Source organism: Paenirhizobium selenitireducens ATCC BAA-1503 (genome assembly GCF_000518785.1).
In the GTDB taxonomy this organism is placed as follows: Bacteria; Pseudomonadota; Alphaproteobacteria; order Rhizobiales; family Rhizobiaceae; genus Allorhizobium; species Allorhizobium selenitireducens.
Genome location: NZ_JAEG01000001.1, coordinates 877,775 through 901,216, shown reverse-complemented (window position 1 = coordinate 901,216; position 23,442 = coordinate 877,775). Strand labels below are relative to the sequence as shown.

Annotated in this window: 21 protein-coding genes; 10 read left to right on the top strand and 11 right to left on the bottom strand. The window is 64.0% G+C overall.

Translation table 11 applies throughout. From position 1 onward, the window contains the following. Window positions 1-26: 26 nt before the first annotated feature. The 4 genes from L867_RS0104405 to L867_RS24565 all read right to left on the bottom strand — a co-directional run bounded on the left by L867_RS0104405 (window position 27) and on the right by L867_RS24565 (window position 4,270). Entirely contained in the window at window positions 27-956 is a 930-nt protein-coding gene (locus L867_RS0104405) for an IS110 family RNA-guided transposase (RefSeq protein ID WP_028735757.1), read from the bottom strand. Window positions 957-1,294: 338 nt separating this feature from the next. Continuing rightward, the gene (locus L867_RS24575; RefSeq protein WP_037172413.1) at window positions 1,295-2,068 is read right to left on the bottom strand and encodes an SDR family NAD(P)-dependent oxidoreductase; all 774 of its coding nucleotides are present in this window, start codon (window positions 2,066-2,068) and stop codon (window positions 1,295-1,297) included. Between the two features lie 10 nt (window positions 2,069-2,078). Next, window positions 2,079-2,930, bottom strand: a complete 852-nt coding sequence (locus L867_RS24570) for an alpha/beta hydrolase (RefSeq protein WP_084638442.1) — start codon at window positions 2,928-2,930, stop codon at window positions 2,079-2,081. Further along, window positions 2,927-4,270, bottom strand: coding sequence for a flavin-containing monooxygenase (locus tag L867_RS24565; RefSeq protein WP_037172411.1), 1,344 nt, complete (start codon window positions 4,268-4,270; stop codon window positions 2,927-2,929). Before L867_RS24565 ends, L867_RS24570 begins: the two co-directional genes overlap by 4 nt. Window positions 4,271-4,426: 156 nt before the next feature. Between L867_RS24565 and L867_RS26325 the strand changes: the two genes are divergently transcribed. From L867_RS26325 to L867_RS24555, 4 genes are all read left to right on the top strand, one after another. After that, complete coding sequence (locus L867_RS26325) at window positions 4,427-5,023, top strand: TetR/AcrR family transcriptional regulator (protein WP_051438806.1); 597 nt, start codon at window positions 4,427-4,429, stop codon at window positions 5,021-5,023. 171 nt (window positions 5,024-5,194) lie between these two features. Then, window positions 5,195-6,124 carry a cation diffusion facilitator family transporter gene (locus L867_RS0104380; protein ID WP_028735756.1) on the top strand — a complete coding sequence of 310 codons (930 nt, stop codon included), beginning with the start codon at window positions 5,195-5,197 and terminating at the stop codon, window positions 6,122-6,124. Further along, window positions 6,121-6,585, top strand: a complete 465-nt coding sequence (gene queF, locus L867_RS0104375) for a preQ(1) synthase (protein ID WP_028735755.1) — start codon at window positions 6,121-6,123, stop codon at window positions 6,583-6,585. The genes L867_RS0104380 and queF overlap by 4 nt, the downstream gene beginning before the upstream one ends. Window positions 6,586-6,720: 135 nt before the next feature. After that, a complete protein-coding gene (locus L867_RS24555) occupies window positions 6,721-8,952 on the top strand; it encodes a bifunctional diguanylate cyclase/phosphodiesterase (RefSeq protein WP_051438805.1) in 2,232 nt (743 codons plus the stop codon). Between the two features lie 84 nt (window positions 8,953-9,036). On the opposite strand, the gene L867_RS0104365 is transcribed toward L867_RS24555, so the two are convergent. Together L867_RS0104365 and L867_RS26320 are read right to left on the bottom strand one after the other, a co-directional pair. Next, a complete protein-coding gene (locus L867_RS0104365; RefSeq protein WP_028735754.1) occupies window positions 9,037-9,609 on the bottom strand; it encodes a HupE/UreJ family protein in 573 nt (190 codons plus the stop codon). Window positions 9,610-9,842: 233 nt separating this feature from the next. Beyond that, entirely contained in the window at window positions 9,843-10,346 is a 504-nt protein-coding gene (locus tag L867_RS26320; RefSeq protein WP_051438804.1) for a hypothetical protein, read from the bottom strand. A 318-nt stretch (window positions 10,347-10,664) separates the two neighbouring features. Here L867_RS26320 and L867_RS0104355 point away from each other — a divergent pair, with 318 nt between their 5' ends. Then, complete coding sequence (locus L867_RS0104355) at window positions 10,665-12,134, top strand: protein adenylyltransferase SelO (protein ID WP_037172409.1); 1,470 nt, start codon at window positions 10,665-10,667, stop codon at window positions 12,132-12,134. A 65-nt stretch (window positions 12,135-12,199) separates the two neighbouring features. Here L867_RS0104355 and L867_RS27910 read toward each other — a convergent pair whose 3' ends face one another. The 3 genes from L867_RS27910 to L867_RS27900 form a co-directional block, all read right to left on the bottom strand. Next, on the bottom strand, window positions 12,200-12,454 hold the full coding sequence (locus L867_RS27910) for an AraC family transcriptional regulator (RefSeq protein WP_232363872.1): 255 nt from the start codon (window positions 12,452-12,454) through the stop codon (window positions 12,200-12,202). A gap of 80 nt (window positions 12,455-12,534) precedes the next feature. Next, window positions 12,535-12,663, bottom strand: a complete 129-nt coding sequence (locus tag L867_RS27905) for an AraC family transcriptional regulator (RefSeq protein WP_232363871.1) — start codon at window positions 12,661-12,663, stop codon at window positions 12,535-12,537. Then, window positions 12,654-12,944 carry an AraC family transcriptional regulator N-terminal domain-containing protein gene (locus L867_RS27900; RefSeq protein WP_028735751.1) on the bottom strand — a complete coding sequence of 97 codons (291 nt, stop codon included), beginning with the start codon at window positions 12,942-12,944 and terminating at the stop codon, window positions 12,654-12,656. The genes L867_RS27905 and L867_RS27900 overlap by 10 nt, the downstream gene beginning before the upstream one ends. A gap of 135 nt (window positions 12,945-13,079) precedes the next feature. Between L867_RS27900 and L867_RS0104340 the strand changes: the two genes are divergently transcribed. Both L867_RS0104340 and L867_RS0104335 read left to right on the top strand, forming a co-directional pair. After that, window positions 13,080-13,823: an SDR family NAD(P)-dependent oxidoreductase gene (locus tag L867_RS0104340; RefSeq protein WP_028735750.1), complete on the top strand. Its 744-nt coding sequence runs from the start codon at window positions 13,080-13,082 to the stop codon at window positions 13,821-13,823. A 237-nt stretch (window positions 13,824-14,060) separates the two neighbouring features. Continuing rightward, window positions 14,061-16,622 carry a GcvT family protein gene (locus tag L867_RS0104335; protein ID WP_028735749.1) on the top strand — a complete coding sequence of 854 codons (2,562 nt, stop codon included), beginning with the start codon at window positions 14,061-14,063 and terminating at the stop codon, window positions 16,620-16,622. Between the two features lie 124 nt (window positions 16,623-16,746). Here L867_RS0104335 and L867_RS0104330 read toward each other — a convergent pair whose 3' ends face one another. Continuing rightward, the gene (locus tag L867_RS0104330; protein WP_028735748.1) at window positions 16,747-18,429 is read right to left on the bottom strand and encodes a hypothetical protein; all 1,683 of its coding nucleotides are present in this window, start codon (window positions 18,427-18,429) and stop codon (window positions 16,747-16,749) included. 440 nt (window positions 18,430-18,869) lie between these two features. Here L867_RS0104330 and L867_RS0104325 point away from each other — a divergent pair, with 440 nt between their 5' ends. After that, window positions 18,870-20,306 (top strand): coniferyl aldehyde dehydrogenase, encoded by a 1,437-nt coding sequence (locus tag L867_RS0104325; protein ID WP_084638440.1) that lies wholly within the window; start codon window positions 18,870-18,872, stop codon window positions 20,304-20,306. Window positions 20,307-21,077: 771 nt separating this feature from the next. Here L867_RS0104325 and L867_RS0104320 read toward each other — a convergent pair. Then, window positions 21,078-22,181: a saccharopine dehydrogenase family protein gene (locus tag L867_RS0104320; RefSeq protein WP_028735746.1), complete on the bottom strand. Its 1,104-nt coding sequence runs from the start codon at window positions 22,179-22,181 to the stop codon at window positions 21,078-21,080. Window positions 22,182-22,306: 125 nt separating this feature from the next. Here L867_RS0104320 and L867_RS0104315 point away from each other — a divergent pair, with 125 nt between their 5' ends. Both L867_RS0104315 and L867_RS0104310 read left to right on the top strand, forming a co-directional pair. Continuing rightward, a complete protein-coding gene (locus L867_RS0104315; protein ID WP_028735745.1) occupies window positions 22,307-22,738 on the top strand; it encodes an Lrp/AsnC family transcriptional regulator in 432 nt (143 codons plus the stop codon). Window positions 22,739-22,852: 114 nt separating this feature from the next. Then, window positions 22,853-23,434 carry an ATP-dependent Clp protease proteolytic subunit gene (locus L867_RS0104310; protein ID WP_028735744.1) on the top strand — a complete coding sequence of 194 codons (582 nt, stop codon included), beginning with the start codon at window positions 22,853-22,855 and terminating at the stop codon, window positions 23,432-23,434. The last annotated feature ends 8 nt before the right edge of the window (window positions 23,435-23,442 follow it).

The window sequence follows — 23,442 nt, the reverse complement described above, 5'->3', positions numbered from 1 at the left end:
AGCGGGGAGAGCGACTGTCTTGGCAATCAAGCGTTTTGCCATGGTTTTGCGTCCCTGATGATGGCGTTGAGGATGGTCAGCAGCTTGCGCATGGTAGCGACGACGGCGACGATCTTGGGCTTGCCTGCCGCCACGAGACGGTCGCGGAAGGCCTTGAGGACCGGGTTGTGCCGGCTGGCGACGAGGGCCGCCATAAAGAGCACAGCCCGCACCTTGCCACGGCCTCCGCCGATGAAGCTCTTGCCTTTCCACGTACCCGATTGCCGGGTCCAGGGGGCGAGACCCGCAAGAGACGCGATCTGCCGCCTGTCGAGGCTGCCCAGTTCCGGCATTTCGGCGAGAAGCGTGCGGGCGGTCGCCGGTCCCACCCCCGGCACCGACGTCAGCAGGGTCTCGCGCACCCGCCAGACGGGCGACTTGCGGATGTGGGCGTCGAGGTCCTTGTCGAGGCTTTCCAGCTCGCGCCGAAGCGCCGCAAGCAGGCGCTTGATGCTCTTCTGCGCCTCTTTCGCCAGGACCATCTTCGCCCGGTTCTCCTCGGCCACGATCATCTGGACGATCTGTCGCCGGCGCGCCACGAGCGCCGAAAGCGCCTGGGTTTCGGCATCCTTGAGCGGCCGAAGCTCGGGCTTTGTCGCGGCCACGAAGGCTGCGATCACCGCCGCATCGATCGGGTCGGTCTTGGCCCGGCGACCGATCGCATGGGCATAGGCGCGGACCTGGGCCGGGTTGACCACAACGACGGCAAGCCCGGCTGCGGACAGTCCCGCCACCGCGGCCGTCTCGAAGCCGCCGGTGGCTTCAAGTGCGACCACCTCGGCCCCGATCGGCTCAAGCCGCGACACCAGATCGTCGATGCCGGCTTGCGTGTTCGCCACCTGGAAGACCAGACCGGACGGCGCCACGGCCACATCCAGGCGATCCTTCGATACATCGATGCCAACAACAATATCCATCTTATCCCATCCTTGCCTAAACGGACTTTGCCTGCGCAAGCGGCCCTGGCGACTGTTCGGGTTCGATGGAACGGCGGACGGAGACCCTTGCTCTCCCACGGGCTTGGTGTCCCAAAGGTAGGTCGGTCTCCCATCCGCCACCGCACCTGGCAATACACCGCCAAATGCTGTGTTTGGGAAGTTACAAAGGTGGCGCGTAGCGCCGGATGAGGGGGGCGAAGCCAATTGATGGCGGCGCACTTGGCCCCCTCATCGCCTCGCATGCGCTCGGCACTTCTCCCCGCTGGGGAGAAGAGGGTTTCCAATATCGGCGCTGTGTTCGCCTTGCGGCTTGGCCGCTAGTCGTACCCGGCCAGCCTTTTTCCAATCCAGCTGAACCGGTCCCCAAACAGGCGTACCACCATGTGGAGCAGCTTGGCGTCGAAGCCGATGCGCCACATGAGCTTTCGGCCGTGGGCGGCGCGCCAGACGGTTTCGGCGACGCGTTCGGGCGTGATCTTGACGCCGAGTTTCTCGATCGAGCGGGCCTTGACCTTGGCATCGGTGACCATCGGGGTTGCGACATAGGCCACAGTGATGGCGCTCACCGTGATGCCGTGCTCGGAAAATTCGATGCTGAGCGCTTCGGTCAGGCTGCGAACGAAGGCCTTGGAGGCGGCGTAGACGGCAAGCTCGGGCACGCCATATTCGGCCGAGGCCGAGCTCATGCTGATGAGGTGGGCGCCGGGCGTTTTCTTCAGCGCCAGGAAGGTGGCGCTGACCATGTTCAGGATGCCCTCGATGTTGACCCGGTTGATCAGGGCGTGGTCCTCGGGCGCGATGTCGATATAGGCCCCCATGCGCAGGATGCCGGCCGAAAGGAAGGCGACGTCGAGATAACCGAGTGTCTGCGCGGTGAAGGCTTCGGCCATGCGGATCGCCGCCTGGCGATCGGTGACGTCGCCGACGATCGGCACGATGCTGCCGGCCGGGGCCATGGCGGCCAGGCGTTCCAGGCTCGCGGCATCGATGTCGGCCGCCCCGACCAGCCAGCCGCGTGACGCGAAGAGCAGGGCGGTCTTCAGACCGATGCCGGAGCCGGCGCCGGTGATGAGGATCGATTTCTGTCGCATTGGCGGCTCCCTATCCGGCGTTGAGATTAGTGTCGGCCGTCGGCCGCGCGGGAGTGCAACGGTCCAGCCAGGCCAGCATGGCTTCCGCCGCGTCCCGCCAGCGGTGCTCGACGGTCAACATGTGCGAGGTTTCCGGGATCAGGTGGGCTTCGGTCTTCAGCGCCCGCGCGGTGGCGCGGACGGTGGCTGCCGGGAAGAGCGCATCGCGGTCGGCGCCGAGCACGAAGCGCGGCACATGATCGGGAAGGCTGCGGGTGACGCGCTGGAACAGCATGCCGAGGAAGGCGAGATAGGATTCCGATCCGAGATGGTGGAGCAGATGGTCCATGTCGCGCGCAGAGGGCTCGCGGGAGAACAGCAGGCGACGGGCAAGATCGCGGTCGGCGACGATCGGCTTGAGGTCGAAGGCAAGCGTGCAGGCCAGGAGCTTGGCCGGGCTTTCGCGGATAACGCTCCACAGCGCCGACCAGGCGCCCCAGGGCGGCACGGAGGCGAGAAGAGCCAGGCCGCGCACCGGATGGCGCGCGGCATAGTGCTGGGCGATCAGCCCGCCCATCGAATGGCCGACGATGACGGGGTTCGCCAACGTGGCGGCGACTGCGGCGACATCCTCGACATAGCCGTTGATCGTCGCCCGCCGCAGCCGGCCCTCGCTGTCGCCGTGCCCGCGCAGGTTCAGGGCCACGACGTCGAAGCCGGCGGCGGCGAAGAAGGGCATGAAATGCTCCTCCCAATACCAGCTCGAGGACCATGCCCCATGGACGAAGAGAAGTTCGCCGCGCTTTTTCCCCTCGGCATCCATGCGCCGGACACCGAGGCGGCCGGCGGGACCGGCTATGGTCCCGGCGCTGAGGGGGCTCATTCAGCGGCCGCAAGCCGCGGCGTGACCAGCCCCAGCCGCGCCGGCACCGGGGCCGAGCGGGCAAGGTCGGCTTTCAGCCGCTTGCGGAAGGCCATGTCGTTGACGGTGACGGTATGGCGCGGCGAATTCACCTGGTCGACATCCGGATGGGCGAGCTCGTGGTCGATCAGTTGCGGCAAGGGCGCGCTCGGGCGCCACAGGCCGGCGAGATGGCGGGCGGCGAGCTTGGCCTGGAGTTCAGCGCCCGGCCAGATGCAGCCGAGCGGCTGGAACAGGCCGATGAAGTAGATGTTTTTCAGCTTTTCCGGCAGCATCTTCTGGTACAGCCGTACCGGTGCCTTCGACAGGTCGACCACCGCCTTGTCGAGGAAGGGGTGGGTGATCTGGTAGCCGGTGCAGGCGACGATGACGTCGAACTCCTCCGACGTGCCGTCGACGAAATGCACACGATTGCCGTCGAGGCGCTGGATGTCGCGTTTCGGCTCGACCTTGCCGTGGCGGATGGCGAGATAGAGGTCGGAATTGAGGGTCGGGTGGGTCGCCATGATGCGGTGATCCGGATCCGGCAGGCCGATGTCGCGGTTCCGGCCCTGCAGCAGGTTGAGCAGGAATTCGAGCCCCATCAGCTGAAGGCGCTTGGGCAGCCAGGTGAAGCGGTAGAACAGCTTGTCGACCGGCTGGCCGAGCATAAATTTCGGAATGAGATAGTAGCCGCGGCGCCAGCTGATGGCGGTCCTGGCCGACACGCGCGAGGTTTCGACCGCCACGTCGCAGGCCGAATTGCCGCCGCCGATGACCAGGACCCGCTGGCCGGCGAAGGGGGCGGCGCGCTTGTATTCGTGCGAATGCATCATCTTGCCGGTGAAGGTTCCGGGATAGTCGGGCATGCGCGGCGTGTGGTGATGGCCATTGCAGACGCACAGCGCGTCGAAGACTTCGGTCGTGACCGCCTCTTCGCCGGAGCGGCGCCAGCTCACCGACCAGCGGTCACCGGGCGCCGGCTCGCACTTGACGACTTCGGTCTCGAACCGCACGCGCTGGTCGACTCCGAAGGTGTGCGCATAGTCCTCGAAATATTTCGCCAGAACGCGGTGCGAGGGATAGTCGGCGGCATTGTCCGGCAGCGGAAAATCCTCATAGGACGAGGTGTATTTCGAACTGATGATGTGGGTCGTCTCGAAGACGCTCGAATGGCCGGTCGGATCATCGAACCGCCAGTTGCCGCCGACGCCCTGGCAGCGGTCGAAGCCGACGACCTCGAAGCCGAGATCGGTGAAATTCTTGATGGCCGCAATGCCGGCCGGGCCGGCGCCGATGACGGCGACGCGTTTCGATGACATGGGTTGCTCCTCCCAAAGTGTTCCCTGGAACTGACGTTCGATAAAAATGACGCATGTGTCAAATACAAAATGACACAGGCGTCATTTTCTTTTTCGCGGCATTGTGGCATTGCACCTTCTCTTCCCGAGAGCGGGTCTTTGTGAGAGAAATCGCATGTGAGCGAATCGAAGCGAGAGCAAAACAAGAAGGCCAACCGCGATGCCCTGCTGGCGTCGGCGAGGGCCGTGCTGTCGCAACTCGGCTACGGGGCGGCCACCGTCAGGGACATTGTGCGGGGCAGTGGCCTGGCGCCCGGATCCTTCTACAATTATTTCCACGACAAGGAGGCGGTGTTCGAGGCGCTGGTCGCCGAGATCATGCAGCCGCTGGCCGAGAACCTGCGCCGCAGCCGGCGCGAGGCTGAAACGGTCGAGGCCTTCCTGCGCGCGCCCTTTGCGCTCGCGGCCGAAGTGGCGCTCAAGGATCCGGACAATGCGCTGCTGATCGCGCGCAACCAGACCATTTTCCGGCGGATATTCTACCTTGCCGACAGCAAGACCGACATCCAGAAGGACCTGGAGAAAGACCTGCTGGACTGGACGGCGCTCGGCCGCATCCGGCCTCACGATGCCGCATTGATGGCCGAGACGATGATCGCGCTCGGCGTCGATCTCGTGGTGCAGGTCTCGCAGGCACCGGAGATGGCCGAGGCCCGCATTTCCTTCCTCGTCTCGCTGTTCCGCAGTTCTCTGGAGCTTGGCCAAGGACGCTAGAACAGTCTTTCCGTGCCGTCGCCGGGGCCGCCGGGCGTCATGGCCTTTGACAAGACGATCGACTTCGACCATACCGATGCCAACGACCGTCCGCGCATCGAACGCGGGCGGTTTTGCGTTTTCTACGGGCGAATTTCTGCAATTCGTTCGCATCTGCAAGGACAAGAAGTGATGACGGAACAGGGCAACGGCATCGTCGCGCGCCTCGCCTTCTGGGGCATTCCGCTGGCATTCGGCGTGATGGGCCTGAAGCTCGTCGCCTGGTGGGTGACAGGCTCGGTGGCGCTTCTGTCCGACGGGCTGGAATCGACGGTCAACGTGGTCGCCGCCTTCGTCGCCTATTTCGTCATCCGCTATGCGCAGAAGCCGGCCGATGACGACCACCCCTATGGCCACCACAAGGCTGAATATCTCTCCGCCGTTCTGGAAGGCGTGCTGATCGTCGTCGCGGCCTTGCTGATCATTCGCGAGGCGGTGGGAGCGCTTGCCGATCCGCAGGTGCTGGAGGCGCCGCTGCTCGGGCTTGCGATCAACGGTCTGGCGGGGCTCATCAACCTGATCTGGGCCCGGGCCCTGATCCGCATCGGCAAGACGCACCGCTCTCCTGCACTCGCCGCCGACGGCCATCATATCATGTCGGACGTGGTGACGTCGGCGGGTGTCTTCATCGGGTTGGTGCTGGTGGTCTCCACCGGCTATGCGATCCTCGATCCGGTGCTCGCCATCCTCGTTGCCATCAACATCATCTACCAGGGCTGGAAGGTCATCTCGCATTCCGTGGCAGGCCTGATGGACAAGGCGGTCGAGCCGGAGGAAGAGGCGGCGATCAAGGCGGCGATTGCGGAGAATTCGGCCGGCTCGCTCGATGTCCATTATCTGCGCACGCGCCGCGGCGGCGCCGTCACCTTCGTCGCCTTCGATCTCGTGGTCCCCGGCGACATGCCGGTTCGCGAGGCGCACAAGATCTGCGACCGGCTGGAGGCTGCCGTCAAGGCCGTGCTTCCGGGCGGACGCGTGACCATTCATGTCGAACCCGAGAGCGAGAGGGCGCATGGCGTCAGGGTCGGTGTCGGGGCAAGAGCCAAGGAGCAGAACTCATGAGCATGACCGATGTCAGCGGGCTGTCGCAGCTCGGCCAGACCGTCGAAGCCCCGACCAGCCCGGAGGCCGCCGCGCTGGAGCGCGTGCCGAACGGCAATGCCGGCACCGACTATGTCGTGCGCTTCACCGCGCCGGAATTCACGTCTCTCTGCCCGATGACCGGGCAGCCGGATTTCGCCCACATCGTCATCGACTACATTCCCGGTGAATTCCTGGTCGAGTCCAAGTCGCTGAAGCTCTTCCTGTTTTCCTTCCGAAACCACGGCGCCTTCCACGAGGACTGCTCGATCTACATCGCCAAGCGGCTGGTCGAGCTGCTCGACCCAAAATGGCTGAGAATCGGGGCCTACTGGTATCCGCGCGGCGGCATTCCGATCGACGTGTTCTGGCAGACCGGTCAGCCGCCGGAGGGTGTCTGGCTGCCCGAACAGGGTGTAGCCACCTATCGCGGTCGTGGCTGAGGGACGCCCGAAGGACTATTCCTGACGGGCCGCCGACCTGCGTTACTGCGTTAACGGACTGCAAACCTTACCGCGAAGCGCGCCGTTAAGGCGGATGTGCCATTTATTGAGCACATGAACAGAGGCTCACATATCATGGCGATTCCCGGACTCCGTCGCGCGGCCGATATTTCCATCCTGAAGGTCGTCGCGCTCGCCGTACTGGGGCTGGTGGTCCTGGCGGTTGGAACCGTCTCCTTCCTCGTCTGGTCGACCTGGAAGATCGACGCCGTGGCGACCGCGCGGCAGACCCAGATGGCGCGCCATGTGATCGGCCGCTTCCGCTATCAGCTCGCCCATGACCAGGAGAGCGCCACCGTATGGGACGACGCCGTGGTCAATGCCCGCGGCTATGCGTCACCCGAAAGCCTGGAGTGGATAAACGCCAATCTGGGCGCGTGGATGCACTCCTATTTCGGCCACGACGTGGCCTATGTCGTCACGCCGGACGGCAAGCCCGTCTATGCCTTCGCAGACGGCGAGACCAAGGACACGAACAGCTACGCCTCGATCGAGACGACCACGGCGCCGATGCTCGGACAACTGAACGCGGCGCTGCGCAAGGGGGAGCCGATCGGCATAGAGGAGGGGATCGACAGCCCCGGCGTCACCGATTTCCGCTTCCTCAACGGCCGGCCGGCCGTCGTCAGCCTCAAGCCGATCGTCAGCGACAGCGGCGAGATCGAACAGGTCCCGGGCGAGGAATTCGTCCATATCGCCATCCGCTATCTCGACGGTCCGTTCCTCAAGGAACTCGAGACAAAGTACGATTTCGCCAACATGCATTTCTCGCTTTCGGACGAGGCGGCGATCAACAAGACCAGCCTGCCGCTGGTGACGAACAGCGGTGGCGGGATCATCGGCTATGTCGTCTGGCAGCCGTACCGGCCGGGGCTGGCCTTCCTGCAGTCGATCGCGCCGGCTCTGGTCATCATCCTTTTGTGCCTGGTCACCGTCGTCGGCATCTTCATCGGCATGCTCTATCGGCGCGCCATGGCCAATCGCGAGCAGGAGGAGCGCATTCGCTACCTGGCCAGCCACGATTCGCTGACCGGCCTGCTCAATCGCGCCGCCTTCGAAGTGCGGCTGGATGCTGCGCTTTCGGCGGTCGACGACACCCTCCCGCAGGTCGCGATCCTCTATCTTGATCTCGATCGCTTCAAGCCGATCAACGACACGCTCGGCCACCCCGCCGGTGACAGCGTCATCCGCGAGGTCGGGTCGCGCATCAGCAGGCTCCTGCCGCCCAGCGCCTCGCTGTGCCGGGTCGGGGGCGACGAATTCAACATTCTGGTGGCCTATGACCATGTCGATGCGATCGAGGCGCTCTGCGCGGCCATCGTGCATTCGGTCGGCGAGCCGATCGACATCGATGGCCAGAGCGTGTTCGTCGGCATATCGATCGGCGTGGCGCTCTCTCCGTTGCACGGGACCGAACGCGCCGAACTGACCCGCAAGGCCGACGTCGCGCTCTACAGCGCCAAGGCGAGCGGGCGGGGATGCTATTCGATCTTCGGCCAGCACATGGATGCCTTGGTCCGCGAGCGGGCGGAGATCGAGCAGGACTTGCGCCAGGCGCTGGCCGACCCCGGCCAGTTCCAGGTGCTCTACCAGCCGAAATACTTCGCCGGGACCGGCCAGGTGGGAAGCGTCGAGGCGCTGGTGCGCTGGCAGCATCCGACCCGCGGCCTGATCTCGCCCGTCTATTTCGTGCCGATCGCCGAGGAGTGCGGGCTCATCCGCGAGCTCGGACGACTGGTGCTGGAAGTATCTTGCCGGGCAGCCGCGCTCTGGCCGATCGACAATATCGCCGTCAATGTCTCGGCCGTGCAGCTGCGCGACGGCGCCTTTGCCATCGAGGTCATGGCCATTCTCGCCGCCACCGGGCTTTCTCCGCACAAGCTGGAGCTCGAAGTGACGGAGACGGCGTGGATGGACAGTTCCGAAAGCTGCGCCGCCAATATCCGCGCTCTGCGGGCCGCCGGCATCCATATCGCGCTCGACGATTTCGGCACCGGTTTCTCGACCTTCGGCCGCCTGCACGAAACCGAGGTCGACCATATCAAGATCGACAAGATGTTCATCGACGGCCTGGGCAAGGATCGCGGCGACGAGGCGATCATTCAGGCGATCGTCGAGCTGGCGCGGGCCAAGGGCCTGAAGACCACGGCCGAAGGCGTCGAGACCAAGGAGCAGAACGAATTCCTGACCCGCATCGGCTGCGACGAGCTGCAGGGCTTCCTGTTCGCCATGCCGATGACAGAGCAGGATGTCGGCGTGCTTCTGTCCGGGCGGGCCCGGATGGCGCCGCGGCTCTCGGTTGTTTAGGCCTACCCCCAATCGAACAGACATAAAAAATCGGCGGGTGAAGACCCGCCGATGGCATTTCCACAGGGTTTGAATTGTGTCGGATCAGCCGAGCACGAGGGCCGCACCGCCGACTGCGGTTGCCACGCCGAGCAGGCGTGTGACGAGCGGACCCAAGCGGCCAAGCGCGATGCCGAGGCCGACACCGGCGGCATGAAGGGCAGCGGTGGCGGCGAGGAAGCCGAGGCCGAACTGCACTGCACCGGCAGCACCAAGTTCGCCGCCATGGGCATGGCCGTGGAACAGGGCAAAGAGACCGACAACGGCGGCAGATGCGGCAACGGGCAGGCGCGCGGCGGTTGCGACCAGCAGGCCGAGGCCGATGACGGAGGCGAGGATCGCAGGCTCGACGAACGGGATTTCAGTGCCGGAGACGGCCAGCAGGAAGCCCAGCGCCATGGTGCCGACGAAGGCGGCCGGGACGGCGAAAAGCGCGCGTCCGCCTATCTGAGAGGCCCAGAGACCGACGGCCACCATGGCCAGGATATGGTCGGCGCCCGAGAGCGGATGGGAAAGCCCCGCCATCAGCGAGCCATGCTCTGCCGGATCGAGATGGGCAAAGGCGGGGGCGGTGGCGGCGGCGAAAATTGCTGCGGTAATCGAAAGGCGTTTGAACATGGTTGTCCCTCTTTTTGGTCGACACGGCGCCCGGAAATCAGTCGCGCCGGCCTTCGGCTATATCGCACTGCGAAGACTATCGTAAGCGATTTGTCGCTGTTTACGGCAATGCCGTGGCCGAAGCTGTCCCGACAGCGGCGTCCGCACCGCCGGAAACGCGGCAGTGGCGGACAAAAGAAAACCCTCCGCGCGCTGCGGCGCGGAGGGTGGTTTACGGAGCCTTCCGGCCGATATTACTTCTGCGGATGGGCGTTCAGCACTTCGGCGCAACGCGAGAAGCTCAGGCCTTCGCCATCGGTGTCGTTGGTCGCGCGGATGGCGACGATGCGGTCCGAGGGGTCGGCGGTGATCTGCAGCTCGCAGAACAGCTCCTCGTAGCGCGGCGGGGCGATCATCTGCGGCTCGGGTGCATAGCCGCCGCCGATCGTGGTGGTCTTGGTGACCGTCACGCCGGGTTTCGGCTCGCGGGTGACGGTGCGCGTCGTGGTCTGCACCGGCTCCGGCGTCGAGTATTGCGGCGGGATGTAGCGGGTCTTGTCGCCGCCGCGCCAGGTGTAGAGGATATTGCCGCTGCCCATCGGAAACTCCGAGATCGGCGGGCCGTACTGGGTGAAGAACAGCTCGGCCGGCTGGCCGATCCAGCGCGACTGGATGACGGTGTTGGCTTCCTCGGTGGTGGTGCAGCCGGCAAGCAGCGCGGCGGCCAGGGCCGCGACGGCGGCAAAACGAATCTTCATGTCTGATCTTCCCCTCGAAATCAGCAGCCCGTCCTTGCGCCGCCCCGTTCGGGAGAGCCAGGAACCGCGGCGAATTAAATGCGGCTCTGCCGCCCCGTGACCCCGAAGCGCACATCCCGATCGGTCGGCACGTTAGGAGGGCTGCATTCCCCGAGACAATAGCGCGGCGGGTATGCACCCAAATTTGGTCCGGTTTTCCCCATCGGCGTTTCGCGGCGGCAGGTTCCGGCGGGGTTTGCGCTTGCTCGCGCCGTGCCCGGCCCCATATTGAATGGCAGGAGACCCGCTCTTTGGGCGGGCGAACGACAATCCGGAGCGATGGCCGTGTTTGCATTCGACAACAGTTACCAGCGGCTGCCGGAGCGATTCTACCGCCCCGCCAGTCCGGCCGCCGCCAGGGCGCCTCGGCTGATCCGTTTCAACGCGGCGCTTGCCGAGGAACTCAACCTCGATTTCGCCCGGGCGAGCGATGAGGAATTGGCGGCGATCTTTTCCGGCAACAGCCTGCCCGAAGGGGCGGCGGCGATCGCCATGGCCTATGCCGGCCATCAGTTCGGCAATTTCGTGCCGCAGCTCGGCGACGGGCGGGCGATCCTGATGGGCGAAGTGGTCGACCGGGACGGCCAGCGCCGCGACATCCAGCTCAAGGGAGCCGGTGTCACACCCTTTTCGCGCAATGGCGACGGGCGCGCGGCGCTCGGGCCGGTCTTGCGCGAATATCTCGTTTCGGAAGCCATGCAGGCGCTTGGCATCCCGACCACGCGTGCGCTTGCGGCGGTGCTGACCGGCGAGGCGGTGCATCGTGAGACCAAGCTGCCCGGCGCGGTGCTGACACGCGTGGCGTCGAGCCATATCCGCATCGGCACATTCCAGTTCTTTGCGGCGCGCGGCGATGACGAGGCGATCAAGGCGCTCGCCGACCACGTGATCGCCCGCCACTATCCGGAGCTGGAAGGCTTGGAACAGCCCTATCTGGCGCTGGTCAACGCGGTGGCGGCGCGCCAGGCGGATCTCGTGGCCCGCTGGCTGTCGGTCGGTTTCATCCACGGCGTGATGAATACCGACAACATGGCGGTCTCCGGCGAGACGATCGATTTCGGCCCTTGCGCCTTCCTCGACGAATACGATCCGCGCAAGGTGTTTTCCTCGATCGACCAGCGCGGGCGCTATGCCTATGCCAACCAGCCAGGGATCGCCCAATGGAACCTCGCGCGTTTCGCCGAGACGCTGCTGCCGTTGATGGCGGCGCGCGAGGAGGAGAGCGTTGAGGCTGCCAATGCCGCGCTGACGGAATTCGGCCGGCTGTTCCAGGCGCGCTGGCTCGACCTGTTCCGGACCAAGCTCGGACTTGTCGGCGAGGAGGAGGCCGATCTCGACCTCATCAACAGCCTGCTGAAGTCGATGCAGGACAGCGAGGCGGACTTCACCCGGACGTTCCGCGCGCTCGGAAAGGTGGCCGGCGGTGCGGGCGATCCCGTCCTTGAGGCCGAATTTGCCGATCCCATCGGCGCCGGCGACTGGCTCCGGCGCTGGCGTCTGCGTATCGAGGACGATCTTCGGACGCCTGAAGAGCGGCAGGTGGCGATGGAGGCGGTCAACCCGGCCGTCATTCCGCGCAATCACCGCATCGAGGAAGCGATCCAGGCCGGCCTTGCCGGCGACTTCACCGTGTTCGAGCGGCTGCATGCGGCGCTGCAGAGCCCCTACGCGGAGATCCCCGAATTTGCCGCCTACCAGGAAAAGCCGGCGGTCGAGGAACGGGTAGAGAGAACCTTCTGCGGAACGTGACGGCGCGTCCGGCCCTCAGGGCGCGTCCGCGCTATAGCGGGGCCTGAGCTCGGCTGAAATCCGGGCTAGGTCGCGGGCAGGGAGCGTGCCTTCAAGAGCCTGAGGCGCTTCTGGTATTGCAGGGGGCTCAGCGCCGTGACGGCCTTGAAATGGCGGTGGAAGGCGGAAACGCTGAGGGCCGCCATGTTCTCCAGCGTCCCGACCTTGAGCGGCTCGGCGAAATGCCGGCGAAGCCAGTGGATCGTGACAGCGATCCGCGCGAGCGCCGTGCCGGGGCTGGCCATGTCGCGCAGCATCCAGCCGTGCGGTCCCTGCAGCACGCGGTAGAGGATTTCACGCTCATAGGCCGGGGCGGGGCGGCGATGTCCTCAGGGCGATCCATCAGGCGCAGCATGCGAAGTCAGGCATCGAGAAGCTCTCCCGTGACCGGGGCTACCGAGAAGGCGCCGTCCTGTACGCCGCCTGCGGCAGGTTTGGGCAGATCCGCCAGAAGCGTGGCGACGAGGGCGGGATCAAGCGTCAGCGCCACCGAAAGATAAGGTGCGCCGAGGCCGAGGCATGGACCGCGCCGGCCGCCGGCAGATCGACCGACATGACACAGTAAGTGGCGGGGGCGTAGTGGAAGCTGCGGCCCACCGTGATCGTCTTGCCGCCCTGCAGGACGAGGTTGACCATTGGCTCGTAGACCGCCGTCAGCTCGTGTTCCGGAATGGCGCCCTGGACCATGGCGACGCGTGGAATGCCGGTTTCCCTCCGCCGGTTCTCGGCGCGCGATGCCAGTCTTCGCAGTTCCTGCAGCTGTTCTTCCATGGACCCGGATCTTGCAGAGACTTGTGGTAATCGTTGGCAAAAAGCACGAATAGGCAATCCTTGAAGAGGATCGGGCGCGCGGGCGAAGGTCCTTGCCGGCTAGACCTGCGCCGTCAACAGAACGGAGCCATTTCCATGAAAATCGTCATCATCACCGGCGGAAGCCGCGGCATCGGCGCCAGCACTGCCGCCCAATGCGCCAAGCGCGGCATGGGCGTCATTCTCACCTATAACAGCCAGCCCGAAGCGGCCAAAACCGTGGTCCGCGACATCGAGTTCGAGGGCGGCAAGGCCGTGGCGCTGAAGCTCGACGTGACGGACAGCACGTCCTTTCCTGCCTTCCGGGCGGCAGTCAGTGCCGCTCTGCAAACCGTCTGGGGCCGGGCGGATTTCGACGGCCTGGTCAACAACGCCGGCTATGGCCTGTTCAACCCGATCGCGACCGTGACGGAAGAACAGTTCGACGGGCTGTTCAACATCCACCTCAAGGGCCCGTTCTTCCTGATGCAGGCGCTGTTGCCGCTGATCCGCGACGGCGGGCAGATCGTCAACGTGACCAGCGCCACGACCCGCGTCGCGACGGCGGGCGTCGCACCCTACGCCGCCTTCAAGGGCGGGCTGGAGGTGCTCACCCGCTACATGGCGAAGGAGTTCGGGGAACGGCGCATCCGCGCCAATGCCGTCTCGCCGGGTGCGATCCGCACCGAGCTCGGCGGCGGGCTGGACGACGCCTTCGAGGCGCTGCTGGCGTCGCAGACGGCGCTGGGGCGGATCGGCGAACCGGACGATGTCGGGCGCGTGATCGCCGGCCTTCTGTCGGACGAGACGGGCTGGGTCAATGCGCAGTCGATCGAAGTGTCCGGCGGCTACATGATCTGAGCCGCGGCGGCGTGAGGCGCGATGTCGGCTCGCGCCTTGTCCTGGCCGGGCGACGTTGCGCCCGGTCGGGCGAAGCTTCTTGTGTCCGTATCGCGGATGTCGCAAACTCGGCGGTCGCGGATCGAAGGTCCACCGGAAACGGGTCGTGCAGCATTTCGATAATGTCGCATTGAGAATGTGGTGACGCGTCCGGCCGCCCTAAAATCCGCGTCAAACAGCAAACAGGATTTTGAGGCTATGGCAGAGTTTCCGCAAAAGGCGAAGGTCGTCATCATCGGGCTGGGTGGCATCGTGGGCGCATCGATCGCCCATCACCTGATCGAGCGCGGCTGGGACGACATCGTCGGCATCGACAAGTCGGGCATCCCGACCGACATCGGCTCGACGGCCCACGCCTCCGACTTCTGCTACACCACCAGCCACGACTTCCTGTCGGTCTGGACGACGCAGTACTCGATCGATTTCTACGAGAAGATGGGCCACTACGCCCGCATCGGCGGCCTGGAAGTGGCGCGCACCGGCGACGACGCCTGGATGGAGGAGATCAAGCGCAAGCTGTCGTCCGCCAAGGCCTTCGGCACCCGCGCCCATTATGTCAGCCCTGCCGAGATCAAGCAGAAATTCCCGCTGATCGAGGAGGACATGGTGCAGGGCGGCCTGTTCGACCCCGATGCCGGTCTCGTCATCCCGCGCAGCCAAACGGTGGCCGGCAAGCTGGTCGACCAGGCGGAACAGACAGGCAAGCTCCTGGCCTTCGCCAATACGCCGGCCCAGTCGCTGATCGTCGAGGGCGGCCGCATCAAGGGCGTCGTTACCCATCGCGGCACGATCATGGCCGATCACGTCATCGTCTGCGCCGGCATCTGGGGCCGGCTGATCGCCGAGATGGTCGGCGAGGACCTGCCGGTCATGCCGATCGACCATCCGCTGACCTTCTTCGGCCCCTATAACGAGTTCGAGGGCACGGGCAAGGAAATCGGCTGGCCGCTTTTGCGCGACCAGGGCAATTCGGCCTATATGCGCGACACCGGCGACCCGAAGACGGCCGAGGGCGGTCAGATCGAATGGGGCTATTACGAGACGACCAATCCGCGCCTCTGCCATCCGCGCGAGCTGCTCGAAAAGCACGAGGCGCGCCTGTCCCCGTCGCAGCGCGACCTCGAGATGGAGCAGATCCTCGAGCCGCTCGAACGCGCCATGGAGCTCACCCCGATCCTCGGCGAGCTCGGCTACAATGAGGGCCACAGCTTCAACGGCCTGCTGCAGGTGACCTCCGACGGCGGCCCGTCCTGCGGCGAGAGCCAGAAGGTGCGCGGGCTTTGGTACTGCGTCGCCATCTGGGTCAAGGACGGCCCGGGCTATGGCAAGCTGATCGCCGACTGGATGACCGACGGCCGCACCGAGATCGACCACAACCGCATCGACTATTCCCGCTTCTACCCGCACCAACTGGAAGAAAAGTTCATCGAGGGTCGATCCTTCGAGGCCGCGCAAAAAGTCTATTTCCCGGCCGTCCATCCGCGCGAGCCCTATGGCAACGGCCGCAATGTCCGCCACTCGCCGTTCTACGAGCGCGAGAAGGAAATGGGCGGCTATTTCATGGAGCTGGGTGGCTGGGAGCGCGCCCATGGCTATGCCGCCAACGAGCACCTCTTGGAGAAATACGGTTCCCAAGTTCCGGTGCGCGCCAATGAATGGGACAACCGCCATTTCTGGCGCGTCTCGAATGCCGAGCATCTGGCGATGAGCGAGGATTGCGGCATCGTCAACCTCAGCCACTTCGCCATGTACGACATCGAGGGGCCGGACCATGTGGCGCTCTTGGAGTGGCTGTGCGCTGCCAAGATCGGCGGCGACGGCAATATCGGCAAGGGCATCTACACCCACTTCCTCGACGACGAGGGCATGGTGCGCGCCGACTTTACCGTCATCCGCATGGCCGACCGCTGCCGCCTGATCGACGGGGCCGACGCCGGCCCGCGCGACTTCCACTACATGAAGCGCGTCGCCCAGGATAAGGGTTTCGACGTCACCATCACCGACGTCACGGAAAAGTACGTGACGATCGGCATCTGGGGCCCGAACGCCCGCGACACCCTGAAGAAGGTCGTCGCCGATCCGGCCGGGCTCGACCCCGAAAACTTCGCCTTTGCCGCGATCAAGCCGATCGAGATCGCCGGCAAACCGGTCACCGCCTTCCGCATTTCCTATGTCGGTGAGCAGGGCTGGGAACTGCACATGAAATATGACGATGCGCTGGCAGTCTGGGACGCGCTGCGCTTGACCGGCGTCATGGCGTTTGGCGTCGAGACCTATGCCAATTCGCGCCGCATGGAAAAGAGCCTGCGCCTGCAGAACGCCGATCTCATCACCCAGTACAACCTGATCGAGGCGGATCTGGCGCGTCCGAAGGTCAAGGAAGCCGATTTCCGCGGCAAGGCCAAGCACCTCGAATACAAGGCGCGCGACCACCAGCCGGCCATGCTCTGCACGCTGGTGATGACCGACAATGTCGACGCCAAGGGCATTGCCCGCTATCCGGTCGGCTCGCTGCCGGTCATGGACCCGGAAACCGGCGAAACCCTCGTCGACAGCCTCGGCCGCCGCTCCTACACCACCTCGATCGCCTTCGGCCCGACCATCGGCAAGAACATCGCGCTGGCCTATCTGCCGCACGAGTATTGCCAGGTGGGGCGCAAGCTGAACGTCGAGTATTTTGCCGAGACCTATCCGGTCGAGGTCGTCGCTGTGGGGTACAAGCCGCTGTACGATCCGGAGAATCTGAAGCCGCGGAGCTGAGGGGCTAGGGGCGGCTTTTGCTCAGAGGATGATGGACCCGTCGGCCGCGAGGCCGGCGGGTTTTTCTGTAAAAGCGAAACACCATAAGGGCGCAAGATCACTAAACTGATTACATTGCTCTACGTCAAAGCTCGATGCCGAAACGACCAATTTTTCGAGCGCGAAGCGTTGATTTTCCTGCAATACGGCGCAACGCCTCAAGAGAGGCAGCTCCAATCGTTTCGCTGCCCTCTTTGCCACTCTGTCCGAGCCGACATATTATATCGATCGCCATGCGCACGTCGTTGCCGCGCAGTTCTTCGAACATCCTCTCGAAATCCGATGCTGAACACTTTGCCAATAGAGCAACATCGGCCTCCCTCCAACTTTGCTGTCGGGCAATTTTTTGAAGGACCTGAAATGGGTCTCGATAGTCTTGGTAATTGCGGCGGCGATCTTCGAATGCAGCTCTGAGGCCGTCGTCGATGTGATCCTCTGTCGAAAAGTGATGGTTCGCTATGTTGAAAAACTCAAGCTGCTCGTTGCTATGCACAGAAAACCACTTTTGTATCACTTCGTCTGCTTGTTCCGCGCGCCCACATTCACGAAGCAAACGGATTGCACTGTTGATATTGAGCGCGCTGATGGCATCAGCCTCATCCACGGCACTTCGATGCAGTGCATCGAGAAATTCGTCGTCCGAGGTGGCCAAGGATCCATGATAAAGCTTGTCCCAAGCACGCGAGAAAGCTGTGTCGCGAGAATTAAACCGACGTTGTCGGCTCACTGCCTCGGCCTTTTCGCGCAATGACTCATTGTTAAAGAATCCAGCAGCCACTCCGTCTATGATTACTAGGTCCAGTTCATCCGCGCTGTGAAATGGATATGCATTGAGAATGGCGCGCCATTTTGCGGTATCGGCATCTATTTCGTCCTTTTTGGCGCGTAGTGAAAGAGCGGTCCGGTTGTAGTTGCGAATAAAGTCAAGCGGCGGAGACGACTTCGGCTGATAAACGCTCCAACCGGCCAGTGCAATTGTCGATACTGCTTGCTCGATTATACCGTTACTAGACTCATTGAGCACTTCGGTGAGGCGTCTGGCAAGGGTCTCTATTTTCTTGATTACCCGAATGTTCGTGATGCAAAGCTCTATGATTCGTGGTTGCAGGAGGGCTGTCAGAGGATCATCGGTGCATAAACCGATTTTACATGCTTCCTGCGAAGTCGGATCAAAGGTCAGGGTTACATCCGCAACCTTTTCCAGCTGTCTTAGGAATTCATCTTTCTCAGGATGTTCCTCGTCGTTGAGCAAAAGCACCACCTTGCATCGGCGCTCCAGCTTTAAAAAAGATGCCAATCCGAGAACATCGCGTACCTTGAGAGCGTCACCAGAACGTTCAAGGTCGTCGATGCAGATCAGTTGTTCTTGGACAGCAAGGAAGGCCGATTTGAATAATACATCTGCGACGCCCTTACGGTTGAATAACGCAGCGGCTCCTTCTGCGATTGGACGAAACCGACGCCCCAAGGTGCTGCTTTTTTCGAGAAGCTTTAGGAACGTTGACGAATTTGCTCCCGTATTTATATCGTTTCCAGAGGTCGTTTTCTCAAATATAGCGTACTTTAGGTCTTCAAGTGAGTTCAACCCAAAAAGGGACACATAAGAATACTGCTTGAGAGCCAGTAATCCCCTTGCATTGTTATCATCTAAGAATTTGTTCCATCCGAACGTCTTTCCAACGCCCCATTTTCCTTTGATGCATAGAACTTCAGGCGTATCACTGGACAAGAAGCGACCGACTTCGATTTCAATTTGCGCTATTGTCATTGTTCCCCCGATCGCACGTCATTGCGTCGCCACCCAACTCTAAGTTACATGTTTGTTAACGGACTTTGCAACAAGGGGATCGGTGCTGCGGGCAGGACGAACAATCCCCCTCACTTGCGATTTCTGATGTTTAGCCGCGGCTTGCGCCGCACCTAATTCATCGAAACCGCTTTCTCCCCCACCAAGGGGGAGATGGGGCGTCGCGCGAGCGGTTCCTCTCCATGCCCCTCGTGCCGAAGTGCCGGGCAACGCCCGGCCTCGAAGTTCGAGGCCTCGATCCACGACACATCCGGATGCTTCGAGGCGCGCTCTCGCGGGCATCTCAGCCTGAGGGCGATCCCGGGTCGACGGTGTTTAGTTCCAGCCTGCCATCTGTTCGCACTTGAACAATCTCGGATCTCGGCTCATCTGTAGAGCGTCAGAACATCGGGAGGCGGATGATGGACGGGAACGGGAACGACCGGCAGGCGGTGTCGCCGGAGGCGGTGATCGAGAGCGTGCTTTCGCGCCAGAGGGCGGCTTATCTCACGGACATCAATCCGCCGGCTGCGCTGCGCCTCGACCGGCTCGACCGGCTGGAGCGGTTGATCCTGACCTGGCAGGCGCGCCTTGCGGCGGCGATCTCGGAGGATTTCGGCAATCGCTCGGCGGTGGTCACCACGCTCGCCGACATCGTGCCGACGCGGGCGGCGATCCGTCATGCGCGGCGTCATCTGAAGGGCTGGATGCGGCCGCGGCGGGTGTCGCTCGCCTGGACGGGGCAGCCGGGCGCGGGGCTGATCCTGCGCCAGCCGCTCGGCGTCGTCGGCATCATCGCGCCGTGGAACTATCCGCTCAACCTGATGCTCTCGCCGCTGGTCGGCGCGCTTGCCGCCGGCAACCGGGCGATGCTGAAGCCGTCCGAGCTGACACCGAAGTTTTCCGAAGTTCTGGATGCGGCAGTCAGGGAATTCTTCGCCGAGGACGAGGTTGCGGTCATCACCGGTGGGCCGGAGGTCGCGGCCGCCTTCAGCGCGGCGCCGTTCGATCACCTGGTGTTCACCGGCTCGACCGCTGTCGGCCGGCGGGTGGCGGAGGCGGCGGCGCGGAACCTGACGCCGGTAACGCTCGAGCTCGGCGGCAAGTCTCCGGCGATCATCGACGCCTCCGCCGATCTGGAGCGCGCCGTGCCGCGGCTGATCTGGGGCAAGCTGCTCAATTCCGGCCAGACCTGCGTGGCACCGGACTATGCGCTGGTGCCGCGCGGCCGCGTCGAGGCTTTCGTGGCGGCGGCGAAGGCGGCGGCGGCGAAACAATATCCGAGCCTTGCCGGCAATCCCGACTATACGTCGATCATCAGCGCGCGCCATTTCGACCGGCTCGCCGGCCTGATCGACGAGGCCCGCGCCAAGGGGGCCGAGGTGATCGAACTGGTGGCCGGCACCGATGCGGCGCGGCGCATCCTCGCGCCGGTCGTCGTCACCGGGGTCAATGACACGATGGCGCTGATGCGGGAGGAAATTTTCGGGCCGATCCTGCCGGTCATCCCCTATGACACGCTCGACGAGGCGCTGGCCCATATCAACGCCCGCGACCGGCCGCTGGCGCTCTACTGGTTCGGCACCGACAGGGGAGCCGAGGCGCGGGTGCTGAACGGGACGATTTCCGGCGGCGTGACGATCAACGACACGATCCTGCATCTGGCGCAGGACAACCTGCCCTTCGGCGGCGTCGGCGCCTCGGGCTATGGCGCCTATCACGGCGAGGCGGGCTTCGTGGCGATGAGCAAGGAAAAGCCGGTGCTGCGCCAGTCCCGGCTCTCGGCGGTGGCGCTGCTTTATCCGCCCTATGGCAAGGTTGCGTCGATGCTGTTGAAGATACTGGCGAAGTTCGGCTGAGAGGGGCGGTGGCCGCCGTCTCGACCTGGAACGCCCCCCTCTGCCCTGCCGGGCATCTCCCCCACAAGGGGGGAGATCGACACGCGGCGGCGCTGCTGTGTTTCCTCGTGCGCTGAGTTGCTTGGCGCAGGCGTGTATCGAAGGGTGAGGCCACGAGGGTGGCAGTCGCTTCTCCCCAGCGGGGAGAAGGTGGCCCGGTAGGGCCGGATGAGGGGGAGCGAAGCTCAGGCCCCGCGCACGCGGGTCCCCCAAGCCAGCGGATGCCAGCGCACTTGGCCCCCTCATCGCCTCACTGCGTTCGGCACTTCTCCCCACTGGGGAGAAGAGGGATTGAACCGCCGGCGTTTCGTCGGTCAGGCCCCCCTCTGCCCTGCCGGGCATCTCCCCCACGAGGGGGGAGATCGAATCGGGGCCGTCGGCGGTGGCTCTGTTTTGTCCGCCCTAAGGCAGGATCGTCGCGATGCTGTTGAACGTGCTCGCGAAAATTGGCCGAGAGGCGACCACGACGGTGGCGGTCTCTTCTCCCCGGCGGGGAGAAGGTGGCCCGGTAGGGCCGGATGAGGGGGAGCGAAGCTCGGGACACAGCGCACGCTGCGCCCTCAAGCCGGTGAAGCGCCGCGCACTCGGGCCCCTCATCGCCTCACTGCGTTCGGCACTTCTCCCCGCTGGGGAGAAGAGGGATTGAACCGCCGGCGTTTCGTCGGTCAGGCCCCCCTCTGCCCTGCCGGGCATCTCCCCCACAAGGGGGGGAGATCGAATCGCCGCAGTGGCTCAGCCCGCCTTGGCGAGCCTTGCGACTTCCGGGTAGTAGACCCGGCCAAAGCGGTTGGCGAGGAAGGCGGGGAGGCTGACTTCTTCCTGGCGGACAAAGCCCTTCTGCGGCAGCTTGCCGTCGGCCAGCAGGTCGAGCACGGTGCAGATGCCGGCGGCCGTGGTGATCTGGATGGCGCTCATCAGGCGGCCGCCGATCGGTCCGGCATAGACCTTGTTGGCATAGGTTTCCTGCAGGAAACGGCCATCCTTCACGCCGCAGACGGTGACGAAGATGACGACGACGTCCTGCATGGTAGCGGGAAGCGCGTTCTCGAACAGGTCCTTCAAGACGTCGCGGCGGTTCTTCAGGTTGAAGTCGTTCAAGAGCGCCTTGACGATCGCCTGGTGGCCCGGATAGCGGATGGTGCGGTAGTTCATCGTGCGCACCTTGCCTTCCAGGGTCTTCGCCAGCGTGCCGAGGCCGCCGGAGGTGTTGAAGGCCTCGTAGGTGACGCCGTCGAGCGAGAATTCCTCGCGCTCTTCCATGGCCGGAACATTGATCAGCTTGCCCTCGACGATCGCCTCGCAGGGCTCGATATATTCGTTGATCAGGCCGTCCGTGCTCCAGGTCAGGTTGTAGTTGAGCGCGTTGGACGGATATTGCGGCAGCGCGCCGACGCGCATGCGCACGCTGTCGAGCGTGTCGAAATGCTTGGCCAGGTCATTGGCGACGATCGAGATGAAACCGGGAGCCAGGCCGCACTGGGGGATGAAGGCGGTCCTGGCGTTCTTCGCCAGCTGCTCGACCTTGCGGGTGGTGGCGACGTCTTCGGTGAGGTCGAGATAGTGGGTGCCGGTGCGGGCGGCACTTTCGGCGATCGCGCCGGTGAGGTGGAACGGGGCGGCCGAGAGCACGGCGAACTTGCCGGCCAGCACGGCGTCAAGGGCGTTCGCATCGGTGATGTCGACGGCGGCGGTGGCGATCGCCGGATGGCGGTCGATCGAGGCAAGCTGCGCCTCGCTGCGGTCGGCAACCGTGATCCTGTAGGCGCCGCTGTCGGCCAGCATGAGTGCAATGGCGCTGCCGATCTTGCCGCCGCCGATGATGACTACGTCCTTCATTGAAATATCCCCTCTTGAATTTCGTCAGGTTTGGACAGGATGCCGATTGCGCTTTTCGATTCATAGCGACGATATGTTCGTTTCGTGGTATCTGTTTCGGCAGATCGCCAAAGGAATTGGACGAAATGCAAATTACCGACAAGGATCGCGAACTTCTGGCGCTGCTCGGGGAGAACGCCCGCATGCCGGTGGCCAATCTCGCCAGGCGGCTCGGCCTGTCGCGCACCACGGTGCAGGCGCGGCTGGAGCGGCTGGAGCGCGAAGGGGTGATCGCCGGCTACGGGGTCAGGCTGTCGGAGGCCTTCCAGAGCGGGCTGATCCGCGCCCATGTGCTCATCACCATCGCGCCGAAGTCGTTGCCGATGGTTTCCGCCGAGCTGGACGCCATCCGCCAGGTGACCATGCTGCATTCGGTCAACGGCTCGTTCGACCTGATCGCCATCCTGGCCTCGAGTTCCATCGCCGAACTCGACGGGCTGATCGACCGGATCGGGGCGATCGCCGGCGTCGAGCGCACGCTGTCGTCCATCATCCTGTCGACGCGGATCTCGCGCTAGGCAGGCCGCGCTAACGCGCTGTTCACCGGTTCCGTGCTTCCCCTTTTTCCCGCATTGTTTTACGACATGAGTCGCACTATGTGCGGGTGACCGAATCCAAGTGGAGACTATCCGATGAATGAAGACGAAGACGACAAGAGCAAGGAACTGCCGCTCGGCAAGGAAACGGAAGCGAACCTCTTCAAGTCGCGTTCGATCTTCATCTATGGCGGGATCACCCAGGAACTGGCGCAGAAGGTCTGCACCCAGCTGGTGGCGCTTGCCGCCGCCTCCGACGACGACATCCGCGTCTATGTGAACTCGCCGGGCGGTCACGTGGAATCGGGTGACTCGATCCACGACATGATCAAGTTCATCAAGCCGAAGGTCATCATCATCGGCACGGGCTGGGTCGCCTCGGCCGGCGCGCTGATCTATGTCTCGGTGCCGAAGGAACGGCGCATCTGCCTGCCCAACACCCGCTTCCTGCTGCACCAACCCTCGGGCGGCACCCGCGGCATGGCCTCCGACATCGAGATCCAGGCCAATGAAATCATCAAGATGAACAAGCGCCTGATCAAGATCTTCGCCAAGGCCACCGGCCAGTCGGAAGAGAAGGTCGCCAAGGACATCGATCGCGACTACTGGCTGTCGGCCGAAGAGGCCAAGGAATACGGCCTGGTTGGAAAGATTGCCGAGAAGCAGTCGGAACTCTGAGCTTTCGC

What these genes read in the sequence shown, in the direction of transcription:
- L867_RS0104405 (WP_028735757.1), bottom strand. Translation starts at nt 956, where the DNA reads ATGGATATTGTTGTTGGCATCGATGTATCGAAGGATCGCCTGGATGTG.
- L867_RS24565 (WP_037172411.1), bottom strand. Translation starts at nt 4,270, where the DNA reads ATGTCATCGAAACGCGTCGCCGTCATCGGCGCCGGCCCGGCCGGCATT.
- L867_RS24570 (WP_084638442.1), bottom strand. Translation starts at nt 2,930, where the DNA reads ATGAGCCCCCTCAGCGCCGGGACCATAGCCGGTCCCGCCGGCCGCCTC.
- L867_RS0104325 (WP_084638440.1), top strand. Translation starts at nt 18,870, where the DNA reads ATGGACGGGAACGGGAACGACCGGCAGGCGGTGTCGCCGGAGGCGGTG.
- L867_RS26320 (WP_051438804.1), bottom strand. Translation starts at nt 10,346, where the DNA reads ATGAAGATTCGTTTTGCCGCCGTCGCGGCCCTGGCCGCCGCGCTGCTT.
- L867_RS24555 (WP_051438805.1), top strand. Translation starts at nt 6,721, where the DNA reads ATGGCGATTCCCGGACTCCGTCGCGCGGCCGATATTTCCATCCTGAAG.
- L867_RS0104335 (WP_028735749.1), top strand. Translation starts at nt 14,061, where the DNA reads ATGGCAGAGTTTCCGCAAAAGGCGAAGGTCGTCATCATCGGGCTGGGT.
- queF (WP_028735755.1), top strand. Translation starts at nt 6,121, where the DNA reads ATGAGCATGACCGATGTCAGCGGGCTGTCGCAGCTCGGCCAGACCGTC.
- L867_RS27900 (WP_028735751.1), bottom strand. Translation starts at nt 12,944, where the DNA reads ATGGAAGAACAGCTGCAGGAACTGCGAAGACTGGCATCGCGCGCCGAG.
- L867_RS0104315 (WP_028735745.1), top strand. Translation starts at nt 22,307, where the DNA reads ATGCAAATTACCGACAAGGATCGCGAACTTCTGGCGCTGCTCGGGGAG.
- L867_RS0104380 (WP_028735756.1), top strand. Translation starts at nt 5,195, where the DNA reads ATGACGGAACAGGGCAACGGCATCGTCGCGCGCCTCGCCTTCTGGGGC.
- L867_RS0104320 (WP_028735746.1), bottom strand. Translation starts at nt 22,181, where the DNA reads ATGAAGGACGTAGTCATCATCGGCGGCGGCAAGATCGGCAGCGCCATT.
- L867_RS0104310 (WP_028735744.1), top strand. Translation starts at nt 22,853, where the DNA reads ATGAATGAAGACGAAGACGACAAGAGCAAGGAACTGCCGCTCGGCAAG.
- L867_RS0104365 (WP_028735754.1), bottom strand. Translation starts at nt 9,609, where the DNA reads ATGTTCAAACGCCTTTCGATTACCGCAGCAATTTTCGCCGCCGCCACC.
- L867_RS0104355 (WP_037172409.1), top strand. Translation starts at nt 10,665, where the DNA reads ATGGCCGTGTTTGCATTCGACAACAGTTACCAGCGGCTGCCGGAGCGA.
- L867_RS0104340 (WP_028735750.1), top strand. Translation starts at nt 13,080, where the DNA reads ATGAAAATCGTCATCATCACCGGCGGAAGCCGCGGCATCGGCGCCAGC.
- L867_RS0104330 (WP_028735748.1), bottom strand. Translation starts at nt 18,429, where the DNA reads ATGACAATAGCGCAAATTGAAATCGAAGTCGGTCGCTTCTTGTCCAGT.
- L867_RS24575 (WP_037172413.1), bottom strand. Translation starts at nt 2,068, where the DNA reads ATGCGACAGAAATCGATCCTCATCACCGGCGCCGGCTCCGGCATCGGT.